Origin of the sequence: Methanobrevibacter sp. (genome assembly GCF_017427765.1) — an archaeon.
GTDB lineage: Archaea > Methanobacteriota > Methanobacteria > Methanobacteriales > Methanobacteriaceae > Methanocatella.
Window position 1 is genome coordinate 101,956 of record NZ_JAFRSC010000026.1, and the last position, 15,882, is coordinate 117,837.

General features: G+C 35.0%; 13 protein-coding genes and 6 tRNA genes. 9 read left to right on the forward strand and 10 right to left on the reverse strand.

Translation table 11 applies throughout. The features are described 5' to 3' along the window. Positions 1–49: 49 nt before the first annotated feature. On the reverse strand, positions 50–2,290 hold the full coding sequence (gene hypF / locus IJL02_RS07940; RefSeq protein ID WP_292814537.1) for a carbamoyltransferase HypF: 2,241 nt from the start codon (positions 2,288–2,290) through the stop codon (positions 50–52). A 53-nt stretch (positions 2,291–2,343) separates the two neighbouring features. Between hypF and larB the strand changes: the two genes are divergently transcribed. Both larB and IJL02_RS07950 read left to right on the forward strand, forming a co-directional pair. Further along, complete coding sequence (gene larB, locus IJL02_RS07945) at positions 2,344–3,105, forward strand: nickel pincer cofactor biosynthesis protein LarB (RefSeq protein ID WP_292814541.1); 762 nt, start codon at positions 2,344–2,346, stop codon at positions 3,103–3,105. Then, positions 3,098–3,667, forward strand: a complete 570-nt coding sequence (locus IJL02_RS07950) for an N-acetyltransferase (RefSeq protein WP_292814544.1) — start codon at positions 3,098–3,100, stop codon at positions 3,665–3,667. The genes larB and IJL02_RS07950 overlap by 8 nt, the downstream gene beginning before the upstream one ends. Here IJL02_RS07950 and IJL02_RS07955 read toward each other — a convergent pair. The 8 genes from IJL02_RS07955 to IJL02_RS07990 form a co-directional block, all read right to left on the reverse strand. Then, on the reverse strand, positions 3,657–6,236 hold the full coding sequence (locus IJL02_RS07955; RefSeq protein ID WP_292814548.1) for a CDP-glycerol glycerophosphotransferase family protein: 2,580 nt from the start codon (positions 6,234–6,236) through the stop codon (positions 3,657–3,659). The genes IJL02_RS07950 and IJL02_RS07955 overlap by 11 nt on opposite strands. A 1-nt stretch (position 6,237) precedes the next feature. After that, entirely contained in the window at positions 6,238–6,750 is a 513-nt protein-coding gene (locus IJL02_RS07960) for a hypothetical protein (RefSeq protein WP_292814553.1), read from the reverse strand. An 8-nt stretch (positions 6,751–6,758) separates the two neighbouring features. Beyond that, a complete protein-coding gene (locus IJL02_RS07965) occupies positions 6,759–8,234 on the reverse strand; it encodes an ABC transporter ATP-binding protein (protein WP_292814556.1) in 1,476 nt (491 codons plus the stop codon). A gap of 13 nt (positions 8,235–8,247) precedes the next feature. Further along, positions 8,248–9,015: an ABC transporter permease gene (locus IJL02_RS07970; protein WP_292814559.1), complete on the reverse strand. Its 768-nt coding sequence runs from the start codon at positions 9,013–9,015 to the stop codon at positions 8,248–8,250. A gap of 21 nt (positions 9,016–9,036) precedes the next feature. Further along, complete coding sequence (gene hisE / locus IJL02_RS07975; protein ID WP_292814563.1) at positions 9,037–9,327, reverse strand: phosphoribosyl-ATP diphosphatase; 291 nt, start codon at positions 9,325–9,327, stop codon at positions 9,037–9,039. Beyond that, on the reverse strand, positions 9,328–10,134 hold the full coding sequence (locus tag IJL02_RS07980; RefSeq protein ID WP_292814570.1) for a CBS domain-containing protein: 807 nt from the start codon (positions 10,132–10,134) through the stop codon (positions 9,328–9,330). A 10-nt stretch (positions 10,135–10,144) separates the two neighbouring features. Continuing rightward, complete coding sequence (gene gatB / locus IJL02_RS07985) at positions 10,145–11,503, reverse strand: Asp-tRNA(Asn)/Glu-tRNA(Gln) amidotransferase subunit GatB (protein WP_292814573.1); 1,359 nt, start codon at positions 11,501–11,503, stop codon at positions 10,145–10,147. 125 nt (positions 11,504–11,628) lie between these two features. Continuing rightward, positions 11,629–12,609 carry a radical SAM protein gene (locus IJL02_RS07990; RefSeq protein WP_292814576.1) on the reverse strand — a complete coding sequence of 327 codons (981 nt, stop codon included), beginning with the start codon at positions 12,607–12,609 and terminating at the stop codon, positions 11,629–11,631. A gap of 194 nt (positions 12,610–12,803) precedes the next feature. On the opposite strand from IJL02_RS07990, the gene IJL02_RS07995 reads away from it, so the two are divergent. From IJL02_RS07995 to IJL02_RS08025, 7 genes are all read left to right on the forward strand, one after another. Continuing rightward, positions 12,804–12,876 (forward strand) — tRNA-Asn (locus IJL02_RS07995). Positions 12,877–12,881: 5 nt separating this feature from the next. Next, a tRNA-Ile gene (locus IJL02_RS08000) sits at positions 12,882–12,955 on the forward strand. 30 nt (positions 12,956–12,985) lie between these two features. Further along, positions 12,986–13,060: transfer RNA gene (locus tag IJL02_RS08005), tRNA-Glu, on the forward strand. A 59-nt stretch (positions 13,061–13,119) separates the two neighbouring features. Continuing rightward, positions 13,120–13,202 (forward strand) — tRNA-Leu (locus tag IJL02_RS08010). A gap of 29 nt (positions 13,203–13,231) precedes the next feature. After that, positions 13,232–13,307 (forward strand) — tRNA-His (locus tag IJL02_RS08015). A gap of 89 nt (positions 13,308–13,396) precedes the next feature. Next, complete coding sequence (gene hjc, locus IJL02_RS08020) at positions 13,397–13,807, forward strand: Holliday junction resolvase Hjc (RefSeq protein WP_292814580.1); 411 nt, start codon at positions 13,397–13,399, stop codon at positions 13,805–13,807. A 50-nt stretch (positions 13,808–13,857) separates the two neighbouring features. Then, positions 13,858–14,005 (forward strand) — tRNA-Trp (locus IJL02_RS08025). Between the two features lie 109 nt (positions 14,006–14,114). Here IJL02_RS08025 and IJL02_RS08030 read toward each other — a convergent pair. Beyond that, entirely contained in the window at positions 14,115–15,869 is a 1,755-nt protein-coding gene (locus IJL02_RS08030) for a YhgE/Pip domain-containing protein (protein WP_292814583.1), read from the reverse strand. Positions 15,870–15,882 lie beyond the last annotated feature (13 nt).

Consider the following 15,882-nt stretch of genomic DNA (forward strand, 5'->3'; position numbering starts at 1 on the left):
ATAACTATTTGTGGTCATTAATTCAATGGTTTATTTTTTAAACCATTTTTTATCTTTTTTTAGCGATAATTGCCTGTCCGAGGGAAACTGATCCGTCTCCTGCGCAGGTGTTTAAGTGCTGAATGAAATTGTATCCGTTTTTTTCAACATGGTTTTTAACAGCATTTGTGATGGCTTCATTATAAAAACACCCTCCGGTAGCGCCGATATCTGAAATGTTCTTTTTATCAGCCGCTTTAATTGCAAGTTCTGCCAAACCTTTTGAAACTGCATTTTGACCTGCATAAGCAACATTCGCCTTTTTTTCTCCATTTTGATATAACCTTACAACTTCTTTTAAAATTTCGGTTGTATTTAATGTATCATTTTCAATGATGTATGGGATTTCCAGCTCTTTGGTTGCATAATATGCACATGATTCGAGTTTCATGGAACATTCTCCTTCATAAGTTCTCTCATGACATACTTCAAGCGCCACAGCCATGGAATCCAGGACTCTGCCCGTACTTGTTGTTTTACCAACATTCAAACCGGATTTGAGCTGTTTGAAAATCATCTGAATTTCTTTTTCGCCATATTTGAAATATTTGGAATAATTTTTAATCAGCTCCTCATCATTCAGGATGCTTGCAAGCATTCTTGCGGGGTATCTTGTTGCCACATCTCCTCCCGGCATCAGTTGAGGCTGCAAATTAGCAAGCCTTTCAAAACTGTTAATGTTTGTGTAAAGAATTTCTCCTCCCCAACTTGTAGAGTCACTTCCATATCCCACTCCGTCAGCGGTAATTGCTATCATTTCATCAATTGAGTGGTCATTTGCAAGTGCAACAGTGTGGGCATGGTGGTGTTGGATAGGCATTACTTCAGCACCATATTTCTCGGCTAATTCATGGGCCAGTCTTGTTGTAAAAAAATGAGGATGCATATCACAGGCAATCACGTCAAATTCATTGATTTTAGTGATTCTTTCCATATTTTCAATGGCCTGGCGTAGAAAGTCTAATGTTTTGGGCTTATTTGTATTTCCAATGTGCTGGGACGGATATACGATATTGTCTTTGGCAATTGAAAATGTCACATCAAGTTCCGGACCCAATGCAAGTACATCGCAATCATTAACTTCATAGTTAATTGTATAGGGTTCTGGTGTGTATCCCCGTGATCTTCGGATAAATGACAGTTCGTTATTTCTAAAGCGGATAACGGAGTCATCACATCTGTTTAAAATTGCCCGATTGTGCACAAGAGAATAATCATTAACGCCATTGATTATTTCTTCGTTTTCAATCATCATAGGCTCTCCAGGTATATTTGCAGATGTCATTACATAAGTGTCAATGTCTCCTTCATCAAACAGCAAATAATGCATTGGTGAATAAGGAAGCATCACACCAATATTGTGCAGTCCCGGAGATAAACTTTCAGGAAACGGATAATTGTCATTTTTCTTTAAAATAACGATTGGTCTTTTATTTGAAGTGATTGTTTCAATTTCCTTTTTTGAAATCTGCGCATAATTTTGAACGGATTTCAAATCTTTACTCATTACTGCAAAGGCCTGATTCGGACGGTTCAGACGTTTTCTCAATTCGCAAATGGCCTCATCATTATATGCATCAACGACTAAATGGGTTCCACCAATTCCTTTAATGGCTAAAATCTTACCTTCTTTTAATATGTCCGCACCCATTTTGATGGGATTTTCGCAGGTTACCTTAGTTTTACCTTCATAAAATGCCATTTGAGGCCCGCAGTCAGGACAGCAAATAGCTTCGCCGTGATATCTTCTGTCAAGCGGTTGTCTGTATTCGCCAAGGCAGTCATCACACAGCGGGAATTCATCCATTGATGTTCTGATTCTGTCATAGGGAACACTTTCAATAACTGTAAATCTTGGTCCGCAGTCCGTACATGCATTAAAGGCATATTTGTATCGCCTATCATTTGGATTTCTTATTTCATCCAAACATTTATCGCAAATGGCAATATCCGGTGGAATCACACTAATTCCTGAATATGTGTCTCCACTTTCCAGGATTTCAAAATCAGCATAATTTTTACAGTCAATATTCTCCACATTCATGGAATCTATTTTAGCTATCGGCGGCAGTTCTTTAGGTAATCTTTCAATAAATAAGTCAGTATTTTCACCCTCAATTATGATTTCAACTACATTTCCAAGGTTTCTGACATATCCTTTTATGTTTAATTCAGATGCAAGTCGGTATACATAAGGTCTAAAACCTACTCCCTGAACTATTCCTTGGGTTAAAATCTTTTGGGCTTTCATAGATATATTATTTAAGTTAAATTTTATATAAAATTTTATCCTATATTATTAATATGAAAGAAATTCTTGAAAGACTGGTCAGTGGAGAGCTGAATATTGATGAGGCGGAAACTCTCTTAAAAGCGGATTCAATTCTTGAATTTGATGAAATTGCCAAATTCGACAATAAACGCTGTGAGCGCACAGGTTTTCCGGAGGCGATTTTTTCTCCAAGCAAAGACTATGAAGATTTGTTAGTGATTGTTAAAAAGTATTTGGAAAATAATGATGAAGATTTAATAATTACCAAATTATCACAAAAGAGATATGAAAAGATTTTAGCCGATTTTGGCGAAAATTCATTAATTTTCGACTATAATAAAAGAGCTCAAATTTTAGTTATCAGAAAGGAAGAAAAAATAAAAGAAAAAATTGCAAAAGTTGGCATTATCACTGCCGGAACTTCAGATATTAATATTGCTGAAGAGGCAAAGGTAATTGTTGAGGAAGGGGGATGTGAAGCCATAACTTCCTATGATATTGGTGTTGCTGGAATCCACAGGCTGTTTCCGCAGATTGCGCATATGGTAAAAGAGGGAGTCAGAGTTTTTATTGTATGTGCTGGAATGGAGGGAGCTCTTCCTTCAGTCGTTGCAGGACTTGTTGACGTTCCGGTCATTGGAGTTCCGACATCTGTAGGTTATGGTGTTGGTGAAGGGGGCCGTGTAGCTCTTGATGCCATGCTTCAGTCATGTGCTCCTGGAATTGCTGTTGTCAATATTGATAATGGATTCGGAGCGGGTGTTTTTGCATTAACTATTGTCAATAGTGATTAATTTGATTTATGAAACTTTCAATCCTGAAATGCATGATGTCTTACATGTTGCTAAACTGGTTTATGATGTTGATTATAGGACATTCGATTTATTTTTCAAATCAGATAAGCAGGCCATAAGTTCAATTTCAAGCTATTTGCTAAAAAAGAATATTAATGAAAATTTTAAGGTTATTTTGGATGATGATAAACATATCATTGGATATGTAAGCATTTATCTGCATGACGATAAGCATGAATTTCATTTTAAATCTTTAAAATTGGTCCTTGTTGATATTCTGGATTATTTTGTATTGTGCGATATAAAAAAAGATGACTTGTATCTTGCTGAAATCGCCATTGATGAGTCTCAAAGAGGTCAGGGACTGGGCAGAAAAGTTATATTGGATGTAATTGATTATGCCAAATCCAAAAATTTCTCAAGAGTGATTCTTGATGCGGATTTCAGAAATGAAGGCGCAAAGAAACTGTATGAATCTTTAGGTTTTAAAGAGTTTAATAAAAAAAGAGTTAAAATTGCCGGTTTTGAAAGGGGAATGTATAATATGGAGTTTATTCTCTAGGCTGAAGTTTTTTAATGGCGTCATGTACCCTTTTACAGTTGTTCTTATCGGTAAAAATGAAATAGTCTTCTACATTTTTCACATGTTTTTCTTTCATTTTACAGTCATTTTCAATATATTCTCCAACCAGTTCCACCAGTTCATCTTCATTTGAGCATACTTCTCCAAAACCCATTGTTTCGAAATTAAAATAACTTTCATCCAAATTAAAATGATAATCTTCACCATATTGATAATATAAAACAGGTTTTTTAAGGTATGCGAAATCAAATGCCACTGATGAGTAATCGGTTATTAAAAGAGCTCCTGTTTTAAAGAGATCCTGATAACTGCCTCTTTCATAATCTATTCGGATATATTCGTTTTCATCAAATAGGCTAATGAAATTGTATACATGTGGGTGAGGTCTGAAGATTATTGTATAGTTGTTCTCTTTTAATTTTTCAATAAGTTTCTTGTTATTAATAAGGGAGTTATATGCCTTAAGATAACTGGAATTACTTATGGTGTATTTATTTTCATTATTAAGGTATCTTCTCCATGTAGGCATTAATAATATTGTTCTTGTTTTTTCATCTCTTAGATTGTCGAATCTCGGAAATCCTAAAAGCTGGATGATATCTTCATCATAATTGTAATAATATTTAAACAGGGAATCATATTCCTTTTTGGATGCAGTCAATAGGAAATCCAGGTTTTTGTCAAACTTATTCAGCCAGCTGGAAATGTTGTTGAGTGTTATTCCGTGCTGCAGGAATATTGTGCTTGATTTCAAAATGCCTGCAAAATTGGGGTAATGTCCCCAGAACGCATAAATATAGTTATTGTCCGGATGTGATGTGATAATCTTTTCTGCAAATAATCCTAAAATTCTGTGCTTTATTGAGTGATAGCTAATAACCGGTCCGATTTCTTTCATTTTTTCATAATCTTTGGAATTTTTATCAATAACGAAATATTTTTTGATATCTTCATCATTTTGCTTTACTGAATATCTGAAAAGATGCATTCCGTTATCATCAGCTAGTGTGGGGAAATCCATGTAAAACCATATGCGTTTATTTTTTAGGAATGGATATAATGCAAAATATATTGCTCTTATAGGGATTGCTGTTTCAAATCCTGGTGATTTATTTTTTAACATTTTTCCAAGGGCTTTAAGCTCTTTTTTAATCCATCTGATTTTTGTTTTTTTAGTTATATTGATTTGATCATTTTTTAGTGAGCTTAGGTATTTTTTGGTTTTTGCATATCCCACTACTTTTGAAAAGTTACACGGCCTTGAAAAGTCAATATGCAAATCTCCATAGATGGCTGATTTGAATTTGAGGTTATAGTTTTTATTTTCATTCAATTTTAATCTGAATTCGAAAGTTGTGTTAATGAGATATCTTTCATTGAGATAATATTTTTCTCTTTGCGGGAAATCAATTATTTTGGTTTCGATTTTTTCATCGTTTACATATACCTCTATTTTTTCATCAAAGTCAATGGAGTTTATATTTGCCATAATATACAATTCATCATTGATAATTTCATATATGTCAATAAAAACTGTATCCAATTTTAATGATTTAGTTAATTTAAAGAAATCTTCTCTTTTATAGGAATAGTCGTTTTTTAGGAAAACAAGAAAAGTTTTTATTTTTTCATCAATGTGGATTTTGTTGTAGATGTTTCTGTCATCAATGTATTTTAAAATATCTCTCATTTCACTGCTTAATCTTTTTATCTCCTGCGGAGTTAGCTTTTCGTTGATGGATTCATTCAGTATAATCTCATTGAAATAATATAAAATTGTATTCTGTATGAAATCTGGAATCTGAGTATATTTCTCAACACCCCGTTCAATAAGATTCCTTAAATAATATCTCACTTTATCCCCGTCAACTTCTTTTGAGTTGGATATTATGTTTAATAGGGCACTTTTTTCCATTATTCGATTATTGTAATATCTGCATTCGCTGCAAATTCCCAAATTTGAATTGTCAATAAGCAGATTGTTTAAAAAATAGATTTCTTCTGAAAGTTTAATCTGATGAGAAAATTTTGCATGTTTGATTAAATCTCTTTTAAAAAAACAGGGATTGGTCTGCACCTGGATAAATTCCGGAAATTCTATCAGACTCACTACTCTTGTTTTTTCATATTTCAAATCAAAATAAGGGTAGGAATTATCGGATTTCAAAAATGTAGTTGGAATTGAGACAATTTCCACATTATTATTTTCCTGAAAGAAATCTGAAACATTCTTCAATGTATTTCTGGAAAGATAATCGTCTCCATCTAAAAATTGTATATAGTCTCCACGGGCATATTCAAGCCCCAGGTTTCTGCTGGATCCGTTACCTTCATGTTTTTTTGAGATGTAGGTGATATTTTCAGGATATTTTGATGCAAAGCTTTCACAAATCTCGCCGGTATTATCTCTGCTGCCGTCATTGATGAGGATTATTTCAGTATTATCTTTAAATGTTAATGTTTGTTTTATAATAGATTTAATGCATTTTTCAATTCCTTCTTCGGAATTATATGCCGCAATTATGATTGAAAATTTGAATTCACTCATATTAATCCTGTTTTTGCTTATAATTAGGAGCTAATGAATCAATAATAAATTTCACGTTATCTTTTATTGTATCGTTCTTGAGGAAATTTGTGCTTTCGATTGAAAACGTATGATTGTATTTGGTGAAATAGGACACCTGGTTTATTGTATTGTTATCATAAGATTCGTAAGAGATGCTTGGTATTGAATCATCATCTATTTTAAGGCTAAACTTATCTATGTTGCTAAAAGATCCGTTGTTTTCAAGGGAGTCTGTCTTTTCGTCCACACTCTGTTTGATTAAATCTCCCTTACCTAAATCCACAATAGTAATGTATTCTTTTGTATTCCTGTTGATTAATTGGGCATATTGTCCGCCGGTATTGTCAATGTTGAATGAATCGGGTATTGTAATCAGATACGCATTCACTTTAACAGTTGCTTTTCCTATTGTGGTTGATGAATCGGCAACTAAATATAAGCATGAAATTCCGATAATAAATATAATTAAAATATAAATCCATCTTTTATCCATTTTAAAACCTATTTTTTCTTTTTCTTTTCTTTTTTATAGTCGCTTTTCGCACCTTTGACGTATGCGGCACATACTTCTTCAGCTTCACCATACATCTTTATTTTTCCATTTTCAAGCCAAATGCATCTGTCACAGATTCTTTTGATTTGAGGCAGGGAATGTGAAACCAGCAACACTGTAACTCCATCTTTCATCATTGAATCGATTTTTTCAGCACTTTTCTTCTTGAATTTAATGTCTCCCACAGCAAGGATTTCATCAATGATTAAGATATCCGGATTAATCTGTGTAGCTATTGAGAAACCTAATTTTGTCCTCATACCTGAAGAATAATTTTTAATTGGATAATTAATAAACTCGCCAAGTTCTGAAAATTCAACGATTTCATCATATTTTTCTTTGATGACATCTTCGCTGATGCTTAACAAAGCTCCATTTAAATAAATATTATTTTTACCTGTGTAATTTTTATCAAAACCGGCACCAAGCTCCAGCAATGGTGCAATTTTTCCGTAGGTGGTTATTGATCCTGATGTAGGTTCATAGATTCCGGCCATAATTTTTAATAAAGTACTTTTTCCAGCACCGTTGAACCCGAGAATACCTAACTTGTCCCCTTTATAAACCTTAAATGAAATATCATCAATGACTCTTATTTTTTCCTGTTCCTCTTTATTTCTTTTGATGGTTCTGATAATAAATTCCTTTAATGTGTCAATTTTATCTTTAGTAACTTTGAATTCCATTGTCAGATTTTCAACATCGATGATGACTTCCTTGTCTATATCCCTGATGGCCATCTGCAATTGGGATTTTGCCCTGCAGCAGTCATATTTGTCGCTTCCTTCAAATTCGGATATGACCTCATATTTTCCGGGACCGAGATTTTCGATATCCAATCTTGCAAATCCCGCATCATCGGTTATTAGCTCGTGAGTTTCATCATTTAAAGTGATTTTCACTTTTTCATTAGGGATTGCATTATATTTGTAGTCTCTTAGTTTAGCGTAAAACTGCCCCTCATTGTGAATATACATTTTCATGTTTGGAGCATTAAGTGAGCAATGTCTTAAATTAGGCTTACTATCTTTTTTGTTTTTAGGTTTTCTGGCGGCTTTTCGAACATTCAGTTCACTTTCAATGACCTGTGAGTACTCTCCGTTAGGGAACTGAATTTTAATAGTATGTTTTTTTGGAGGTAAATCAATACGCCATCTTACAAGTCCGTTTTCAAGTGATACGAATTCATACTCTTCACCGGAAATCTTGGCATGTATGGTTTCATTTGCGATAGGTTCATTATTCTCGTCATGAACTTCCATGTAGAAATAATTCTCGTCACCGTCGTAAACGGTTTTACCCGGTGCAAGTATTGTCATGTTCTTGTATTTCGGCTCAATTTTTACAATAGGTTTTTCTTCTGATTCAATTTGAGCATATTCTTGTTTATTAAAAATATTCTTCAATTTTTCTATCAAACTCATAATAAAACCTATCTTATAATTCTAAAGCTAATTTTTTATTATATATATTAAACAATATTATTCCGATGCCTAATGTTGTAAATGCGAATACTGCCAAGTAAGCCACTGTAGACATATTCGGTATTAATCCATAAACGACACATTCTCTAAATGATGTGATTGCACAGTATATCGGGTTTAATGTAAACAGTTTCTGCACGGTAACCGGTACGATTTCCATCGGATAAAACAGTGCGGAAGCATACATTAATATCAATGCGAAAACACCGTATAAATGTTCAACGTCTGTGAAATAGGTGTTGCTGACTGCTAGGATTAATCCCACTCCAAATATTAACACTATCAAAAAGAACAGTGGAATAACTGCAAATATTGTTGTTAGGTGGAATTGAGCACCTGTAACAAACATTACTCCAAATAAGATTATAAATGAAATTAAAAAGTTAATAAATTCATAACAGATTTTACTAACTGTAAACATGTATTTCGGAACGTAAATCTTTTTAAGAATGGAAGAATTTCCTTTAACGGAGGTCATTGCTCCCTGTGTTGCTGATTTGTAGAAATCATAAATTACTCTTCCGGACAGGAAGTAAACGGGGTAATTGTCAATTTGACGACCGAAGAGCATTGAAAAAATAGCTGTAAACACTATCATTATCAATAACGGATTAAGAAAACTCCAAGCTATTCCTAAAACTGAATCTTTATATTTTGAAGTCAAATCCCTTTTGACTAATTGCTTTAATAAAAATTTTTTCTCAGCATATGTGTCAAACATGTTTTTACCGCTTTATTCTAATTATTTTCTTCTTTTGGCAAATTCCTCAAATATTTCATCGATTTCTATTCCTTTATAGACCAATATGAGTAATGTGTGGAAAATCAAATCGACTGATTCATAAACGAGATTTTCATCATTTTTTGCTGCAATGAGAACTTCACCGGCTTCTTCAGCAATCTTTTCTAGAATCTTATCTTCAGCTTTTTTATCGCTGTCCTGCATAATATTTGAAGTGTATGAATCAATCGGATTGTCCCGTCTTGATTTTAATACTTCATATACTTCTCTTATGATTTTATCATCAGTCATCTAATTGCCACCTTTTGACTCTTGGTCCTGTAAACTTTCAGTAAGTGCAATTAAAGGATGTTTATCATCATCAATGATTTCAATGTCATCAAATGTGTATATTCCTGCTTTATCGGCGGTTTTTTCCATTCCCAATCTGATGTCTTGGCCCAAATCAATGACATATGAATCAACAGTTTCATAGCCTCTCTGCGCTGATGCAACTGCTCTGTGATGTCCGTCAACTAAAATCCATCTGTCTCCGGTTTTAACCACAATTGCCGGTTCGGCCAGTCCTTTTTCTAATTCGTAAGCTCTGCCTTCCAGTTCATCGGCATAAACTCTGTCCTGGGTTGGTCTTAGTTTATCGGTTTCAACAGCAATGTGTTTTAAAGTAGTTTTGATGCCGTATAATTGTTCTAAAGTTCTTTTGAAGTATTCTACTTTATTTGGTGTTGATCTTTCAATATGTGACCTTACCATATCTGTGTTGGTAATAATTCCGACTAACTCTCCTTCTCCGTTTACAACAGGCATGCGTGAAATTCCTCGTCTGAACATTACTCTTGATGCATCATTAATGGATAGATCCTGATTAGCAACAACCAATTTGGTGGTCATGATTCCGTCAACTGTTTCTGTCCATGGTTTAGCTACGATATCGAATGCAGTTACCATTCCCACTAATTTATTGTCTTTAACAACAGGATAACTGTTGTGGTGGCTCTCTTTCATTAAATTGATGATTTCATCAGTTTTTGTATTGGGAGATACACTGATAACATTTTTTGTCATGTAATATTTTACATAGGATTTCTTTTCAGCCATTGTTCAACCTCTATTCGATATTTTCTTTTAGGAGTTTAACAGTTTCTCCAGGATCTGCTTTTCCTCTGGTCAATCTCATGACTTGTCCTACCAAAAAGTTTATTGAAGCTTTTTGACCATTTAAGTAGTCATCTACAGCTTTAGGATTTTCATCGATAGCCTGTTTTACAGCAGCTAAAATTTCATCATCTTTAACAACGCCCAATAATCCCATTTCTTCTGCAATGGCTTTTGGTGATTTTTCATTGTTCGGCATCTGTTCGATGATTCTCTGACCTGCCTTAACAGTAATCTCTTTGTTTTGAATCATGTTGAATAATTCAATCAAATCATTTGCTTTAATTTCACTGTCGGCAAAGTCTAATTTGTTATATGATAAAACTCTTTTTAGCTCGTCTCTCATCCATTTACCTGCAAAAATAGGATCAATTTCTTTTACAACTTCTTCATAAGCAATAGCTAAATCAATTTCTGAAGTTAAAACTTTTGCAGTTTCATCATCAACTTTGTATTCGCTGACAAATCTTTTCACTTTGTTGTGAGGAGCTTCAGGCATCACGTCCAAAACTTTTTCGATTGTTTCATCTAAAATTTCCATTGGTGGTAAGTCAGGATCGGTAATGAATCTGTAATCATCAGCATCTTCTTTAAATCTCATGTGTTTGGTGGATCCGGTTTTACCATTGTCGATATATGCACGTGTCTCCTGTTTGATAACTCCGCCTCTTTTAACAGTATTTTTCTGTCTGATGAGTTCGAAATTCAAAGCTTTGTATGCACTTTTAATGGAGTTGATGTTTTTCATCTCTACTCTGTTTCCACCGTTGATGGATATATTTACATCTGCTCTCATTGTTCCTTCACCACGAGCGGCTCCACTATACTGTAAAACACGGATTAACTCTTTTAAGAAGTTTCTTGCTTCTTCCGGAGATTTGATATCCGGTTCGGTAACAATTTCAACAAGTGGAATTCCTGAACGGTTGAAGTTGACAATACCTAAATCTGGTTTGTATTGGCCAGGGTCTTCTTCAACGTGGATTTCTCTAATTCTGATTCCGTTTAATTCCCCTTGGATTCCGATAGGTACGGAGGTTCTCTGATAGCCTGAAGGCAAATCCGGATAATCATAGTGTTTTCTCATAAAGTATGTAACACCTTGGTCAATTTCACAGTTTAACATTAATGCAATCATTAAAGCATTTTCCAATGCTTTTTCGTTTGTAGGATGTGGTTTAGCACCCGGCTGGTTTAAACAAACTGGACAGATGTTTGTATTTGCCGGTGCGTCCTGATAATTTGTAGGACAATCACAGAATAATTTTGATTCGGTTTCTAATTGTACGTGGATTTCAAGTCCACACATCATATCGACATCGTCACTAATAGTAATTCCTCCAATTGGATAATTTTTATATTATAATAATATTTATTTTATGTAATTTATAAAGATTTTCGAAAAGTAGGTGATTTAATTATAAAATGGTGTTTGGTTTAATATTTATTTTTCAGTGATTCTTTAACATAACGTTTAATAAACTTGTCCAAATCTGGTGAAACTTCACTTTTTTGAGGACCTAGCATGTTTTTATCAGTAAATGTGCCTTTCAAATCACGTCCCGCCCATTTGACCTCTTCTTCAACTCTTTTTCCATATTTTGTTCCAAACATTTTGAATAATGGGAATTTGGTGATTCCATTGGCTCCGCTTAAAATTAGAATTCCGATATTCGCCAGATTGTCTATCCAGGTTCCGCATATTATCTCTATGTCTGGAAATGCCAATCTCACTTGGGCCACAACTTGGGCATAGTAAAGTGAGGCAGGCTGTGATGAGTTTGCATAGACTGTTTCCTTGTGAGGATTTAGGGAATAAAATATTATGCGGTCTATCTTGTGGTCTTTGATATAGTCTATAATATAATTAACGTCATCCAGTGTCTCGCCAAGGCCTAAAATTATGGTGATTGCCTTTTTAAAGCCCAAATCTCCGGCAACATCTAACATATTGCTGATATCATCTAACTTTTTGGACGGACATACTCTTTCATGAATCTGTGGATTGGCTACTTCAACAGCCCCGGTTATTCCTTTAATTTCAGAACCATATTCTCCTAACTCATCGGTTATGCCGGTGTTTAGCCAAACTCCATCTCCTGTAATGTTTTTGATGGTTGTAGCTATTTCTTTAATTTCTTGGGTGGTAAATGATTCATATCCTCCAGATAAAAACTCAATATTCCAGTCTAGGCGTCTGCACATTTCCGCTTCTGCATAAATGTTGTAAATGTTTCTTCTGGCTTTTGTCGGATCTTTGATTTTATTTTTTTGTGTTGACATATAACAGAATGCACAGTCTCCCTTGTCACACCACCAGGATAGAAACACCGCTCTTTCAAGGGTTATCAAGTTTCCATGCTTATTTAAAGTTGTTTTATTAGCTTTTTTAATTAGGTCGAATATGTCTAAATCCATATTTTAATATAAGTTTCTTAAAGTTTATATATTAGTTCATAATAAATTATTTTATAGAATTTTATTATTTTACAATAATTTTCCAAAAAACCAAAAGGTTTATATAGTATCCAAATAATAATTATTATTACTGTTTAAAGTCTTTTGATTTTTAATCATGGGTTTTATTTGGTTAAGTTAGATGGTGTTCTTATGCCGTCGTAGCTCAGTAGGTAGAGCGTTCGGCTGTTAACCGATTGGTCACAGGTTCGAGCCCTGTCGACGGCGCTTTTGGGCCTATAGCTTAGCCAGGTAGAGCGTCCGGCTCATAACCGGAAGGTCATGGGTTCAAACCCCATTGGGCCCATGTTAATTAAAACTTTATTTGTATTTGTATGCTCCGGTGGTGTAGTCCGGCCAATCATTTCGGCCTTTCGAGCCGAAGACTCGGGTTCGAATCCCGGCCGGAGCATTTTTAAAAATTTGTTAAGATTTTTTATGGTTTCTATGTATCCTTTGTTTTTTTCATAAGCGGGGGTGCCCGAGAGGCCAAAGGGGACAGGCTTAGGACCTGTTGACGCAGGTCTTCCAGGGTTCGAATCCCTGCTCCCGCACTTTAACAATTTTTATTTAATCTATCAATGCCGGGGTAGGGTAGGTGGTCATCCTCCGGGACTGTGGATCCCGGGACTCGGGTTCGAATCTCGGCCCCGGCCCCATTAATAAAACTGTTTTTCTTATTACTTTTCAAATGCTCTCACATTTTTTTTAAATACTATTAAAATTATATTATTTATTGAGTGTTATTATGGCTAAAAAAGGGTCTGCTGAAGAAAGGGATTTGGTACATAAACTTTGGGATAGGAATTTTGCCGCAATGAGGGCTCCTGCATCTGGCGGTGCTACTAAAAATCCGTTGCCTGATGTTGTTGCTGGAAACGGTAAAATTTATCTTGCAATTGAAGTTAAAACAACCACCAAAGATAAAGTTTACATTGATGAGGCTCAAATTTCTGATTTGTGCAATTTTTCTGAAATATTTGGTGCTAAAGCATATATTGGAGTTAGGTTTAAATATACAAAATGGCTTTTTTTAGAACCGGTAAATACTCCCAGAACCAGAAATGGTAATTATAAGGTAGAAAAGGATTATGCTTTGGAAAAAGGTTTGGAAATTGACGAAATAGCAGGTATCGATAAACAGATGAAATTTGACTAAATGCTAACATTTAAATATTATCAAAATATATTTATTATAGTATATTGTATGGGGCTATAGTGTAACCTGGCATCATCTGGGACTCCAGTTGTCTTTGAAGAAATATACGCGTAACTGAACAGTATCCGTTGTGATGATCAATTGGAGTACTGAGACAAGAGAAATCCCAGGATCGGGGTTCAAATCCCTGTGGCCTCACTTTTTATTTTAAAACTTTTTTTGGCAATTTCAATATTTTTAAAATTAGAGTATTATTTCTATAAATGCCAGATATTAAAAATAAAAAAAGAGAAGTTGTAGTCAACCTCTAAAATAATTCACTTTCTTCTAATTTTTCTTCAAAGTACTTTGAAGCTTTATCCGCTTTTTCTTTAATTAATACTGCAACAATAACAGTAACAATACCTATAGCTAGAAGAATAATCAATGCAGGAATATAATTCGCCCAAACAACACCAAGCTGCGCTTCACGGATTAAGCTGATTGCGTATGTCATTGGCATAAATGGATATAATGTTTGGAAAAACTTATGCATGATTTCGATTGGATAGATTCCTCCGGTTGCAGATATCTGAAGTACTAAAAGAATTACCGCAATACCCTTTCCAACAGTTCCGACTGCAGATATTATTGAATATATTAAAATCATAAACACTGCCGATACCAGAATTGCCGATGATATAAATAATGCATAATTAGTTATATAAACACCTAAAAGATGAGCTCCAATTATTGTTACGCACGCCTGAAGTATGCTCAGTATTATATAAATCAAAAGCTTTCCGGAATACATTTCAAACGGAGAATATTTGGTTCCGGCACTTGATTTCGGTTCAATCATTACGCAGGTAATCAGTGCACCAACCCACATGGATAATACGAGATAGAATGGGGCTACATTGGATCCGTAATCAGGAACTGAAAATACTTCGTGTCTGTCTAATTTGACAGGTGAATAGAAATAGTCTCCAAGTATTGTTTCATTGATTCCGGTTAATTCCCCAAGCATATTTGCAGTTGACCCCAGTGATCCTGCTGCGGTAAATAATGCTTGCGCTGCGGAGTTTCCAAGTAACTCGGCACCTGCAGCAAGGCTCAATGAACCTTCTGCGAGCTCAACTGAACCGCCGGCTAAAGTACTTGCTCCTCCAGCTAACTCACTAGCTCCATCGGCTAATTGGGATGAACCTTCAGCAACTTTTCCGCTTCCTTTTGCAAGTTCGGAGCTGCTTTCAACATACTCTTTTACAGGTCCTTCAGGTATTAAGGATGAATCAACTGCAGCATCCAATTCTTCTGAACCCTGTTGAACTTGACTTGCTCCCTGTTTGACTGATTCAGAACCTTTTTGAAGCTGGCTTGCTCCATCCGTAACTTGGCTTGCACCATCTTCGACTTGGTTTACTCCTGATGCCACCTGTCCTGCACCGGATGAAACCTGCGATGCACCTGATTGAAGCTGGCTTGCTCCGCCTGATAACTGACTTGCACCTGAAGCAAGACCTTCTTGCAATTCTCCAAGTTTTCCATATGCTGCAAGGTTAATGATTTCAACAATTTTGGCATTAAGAGCAGTATAAACCGCATTTGCACCGGAATCTGTTAATTTTGTAGCCACTGGGTTGGATTTTACATTGACGAGATATTCAAGTTTTGCCTGTTGTGGGTCGTCACCTGTAATTGAAACGACATTTTCACTCAGGTTTTTTGGTATTATTATGCCCGAATAATATTTTCCCGTGTAAACTCCGTCCCGCAGGTCATCTTCCGTTGTAAATGTCCAGTTAAACTTGTCATTTTTCTTCAAATCCTTGACAAGTTCATTTCCGACATTTAATTTTTCACCGTCTACTGTTGCACCTTCATCAAGATTGGCTATTGCGAATTGAACTTCACCGGTATTTCCATAAGGATCCCAGCATGCCTGGATATTTAGAAGAGCGTAAAGTGAAGGTAAAATTATAATTCCAATTAACACGATTGTTACAATAGGGTTGGAAAACACAGATTTAAAATCGTTTTTCATTATCTCTGCAATCATGCCGATATCTTTTCTACTCATTTCAAACCTCTTA

What these genes read in the sequence shown, in the direction of transcription:
- IJL02_RS07955 (WP_292814548.1), bottom strand. Translation starts at nt 6,236, where the DNA reads ATGAGTGAATTCAAATTTTCAATCATAATTGCGGCATATAATTCCGAA.
- hisE (WP_292814563.1), bottom strand. Translation starts at nt 9,327, where the DNA reads ATGACTGATGATAAAATCATAAGAGAAGTATATGAAGTATTAAAATCA.
- IJL02_RS08030 (WP_292814583.1), bottom strand. Translation starts at nt 15,869, where the DNA reads ATGAGTAGAAAAGATATCGGCATGATTGCAGAGATAATGAAAAACGAT.
- IJL02_RS07960 (WP_292814553.1), bottom strand. Translation starts at nt 6,750, where the DNA reads ATGGATAAAAGATGGATTTATATTTTAATTATATTTATTATCGGAATT.
- larB (WP_292814541.1), top strand. Translation starts at nt 2,344, where the DNA reads ATGAAAGAAATTCTTGAAAGACTGGTCAGTGGAGAGCTGAATATTGAT.
- hypF (WP_292814537.1), bottom strand. Translation starts at nt 2,290, where the DNA reads ATGAAAGCCCAAAAGATTTTAACCCAAGGAATAGTTCAGGGAGTAGGT.
- IJL02_RS07970 (WP_292814559.1), bottom strand. Translation starts at nt 9,015, where the DNA reads ATGTTTGACACATATGCTGAGAAAAAATTTTTATTAAAGCAATTAGTC.
- IJL02_RS07990 (WP_292814576.1), bottom strand. Translation starts at nt 12,609, where the DNA reads ATGGATTTAGACATATTCGACCTAATTAAAAAAGCTAATAAAACAACT.
- IJL02_RS07980 (WP_292814570.1), bottom strand. Translation starts at nt 10,134, where the DNA reads ATGGCTGAAAAGAAATCCTATGTAAAATATTACATGACAAAAAATGTT.
- gatB (WP_292814573.1), bottom strand. Translation starts at nt 11,503, where the DNA reads ATGATGTGTGGACTTGAAATCCACGTACAATTAGAAACCGAATCAAAA.
- hjc (WP_292814580.1), top strand. Translation starts at nt 13,397, where the DNA reads ATGGCTAAAAAAGGGTCTGCTGAAGAAAGGGATTTGGTACATAAACTT.
- IJL02_RS07965 (WP_292814556.1), bottom strand. Translation starts at nt 8,234, where the DNA reads ATGAGTTTGATAGAAAAATTGAAGAATATTTTTAATAAACAAGAATAT.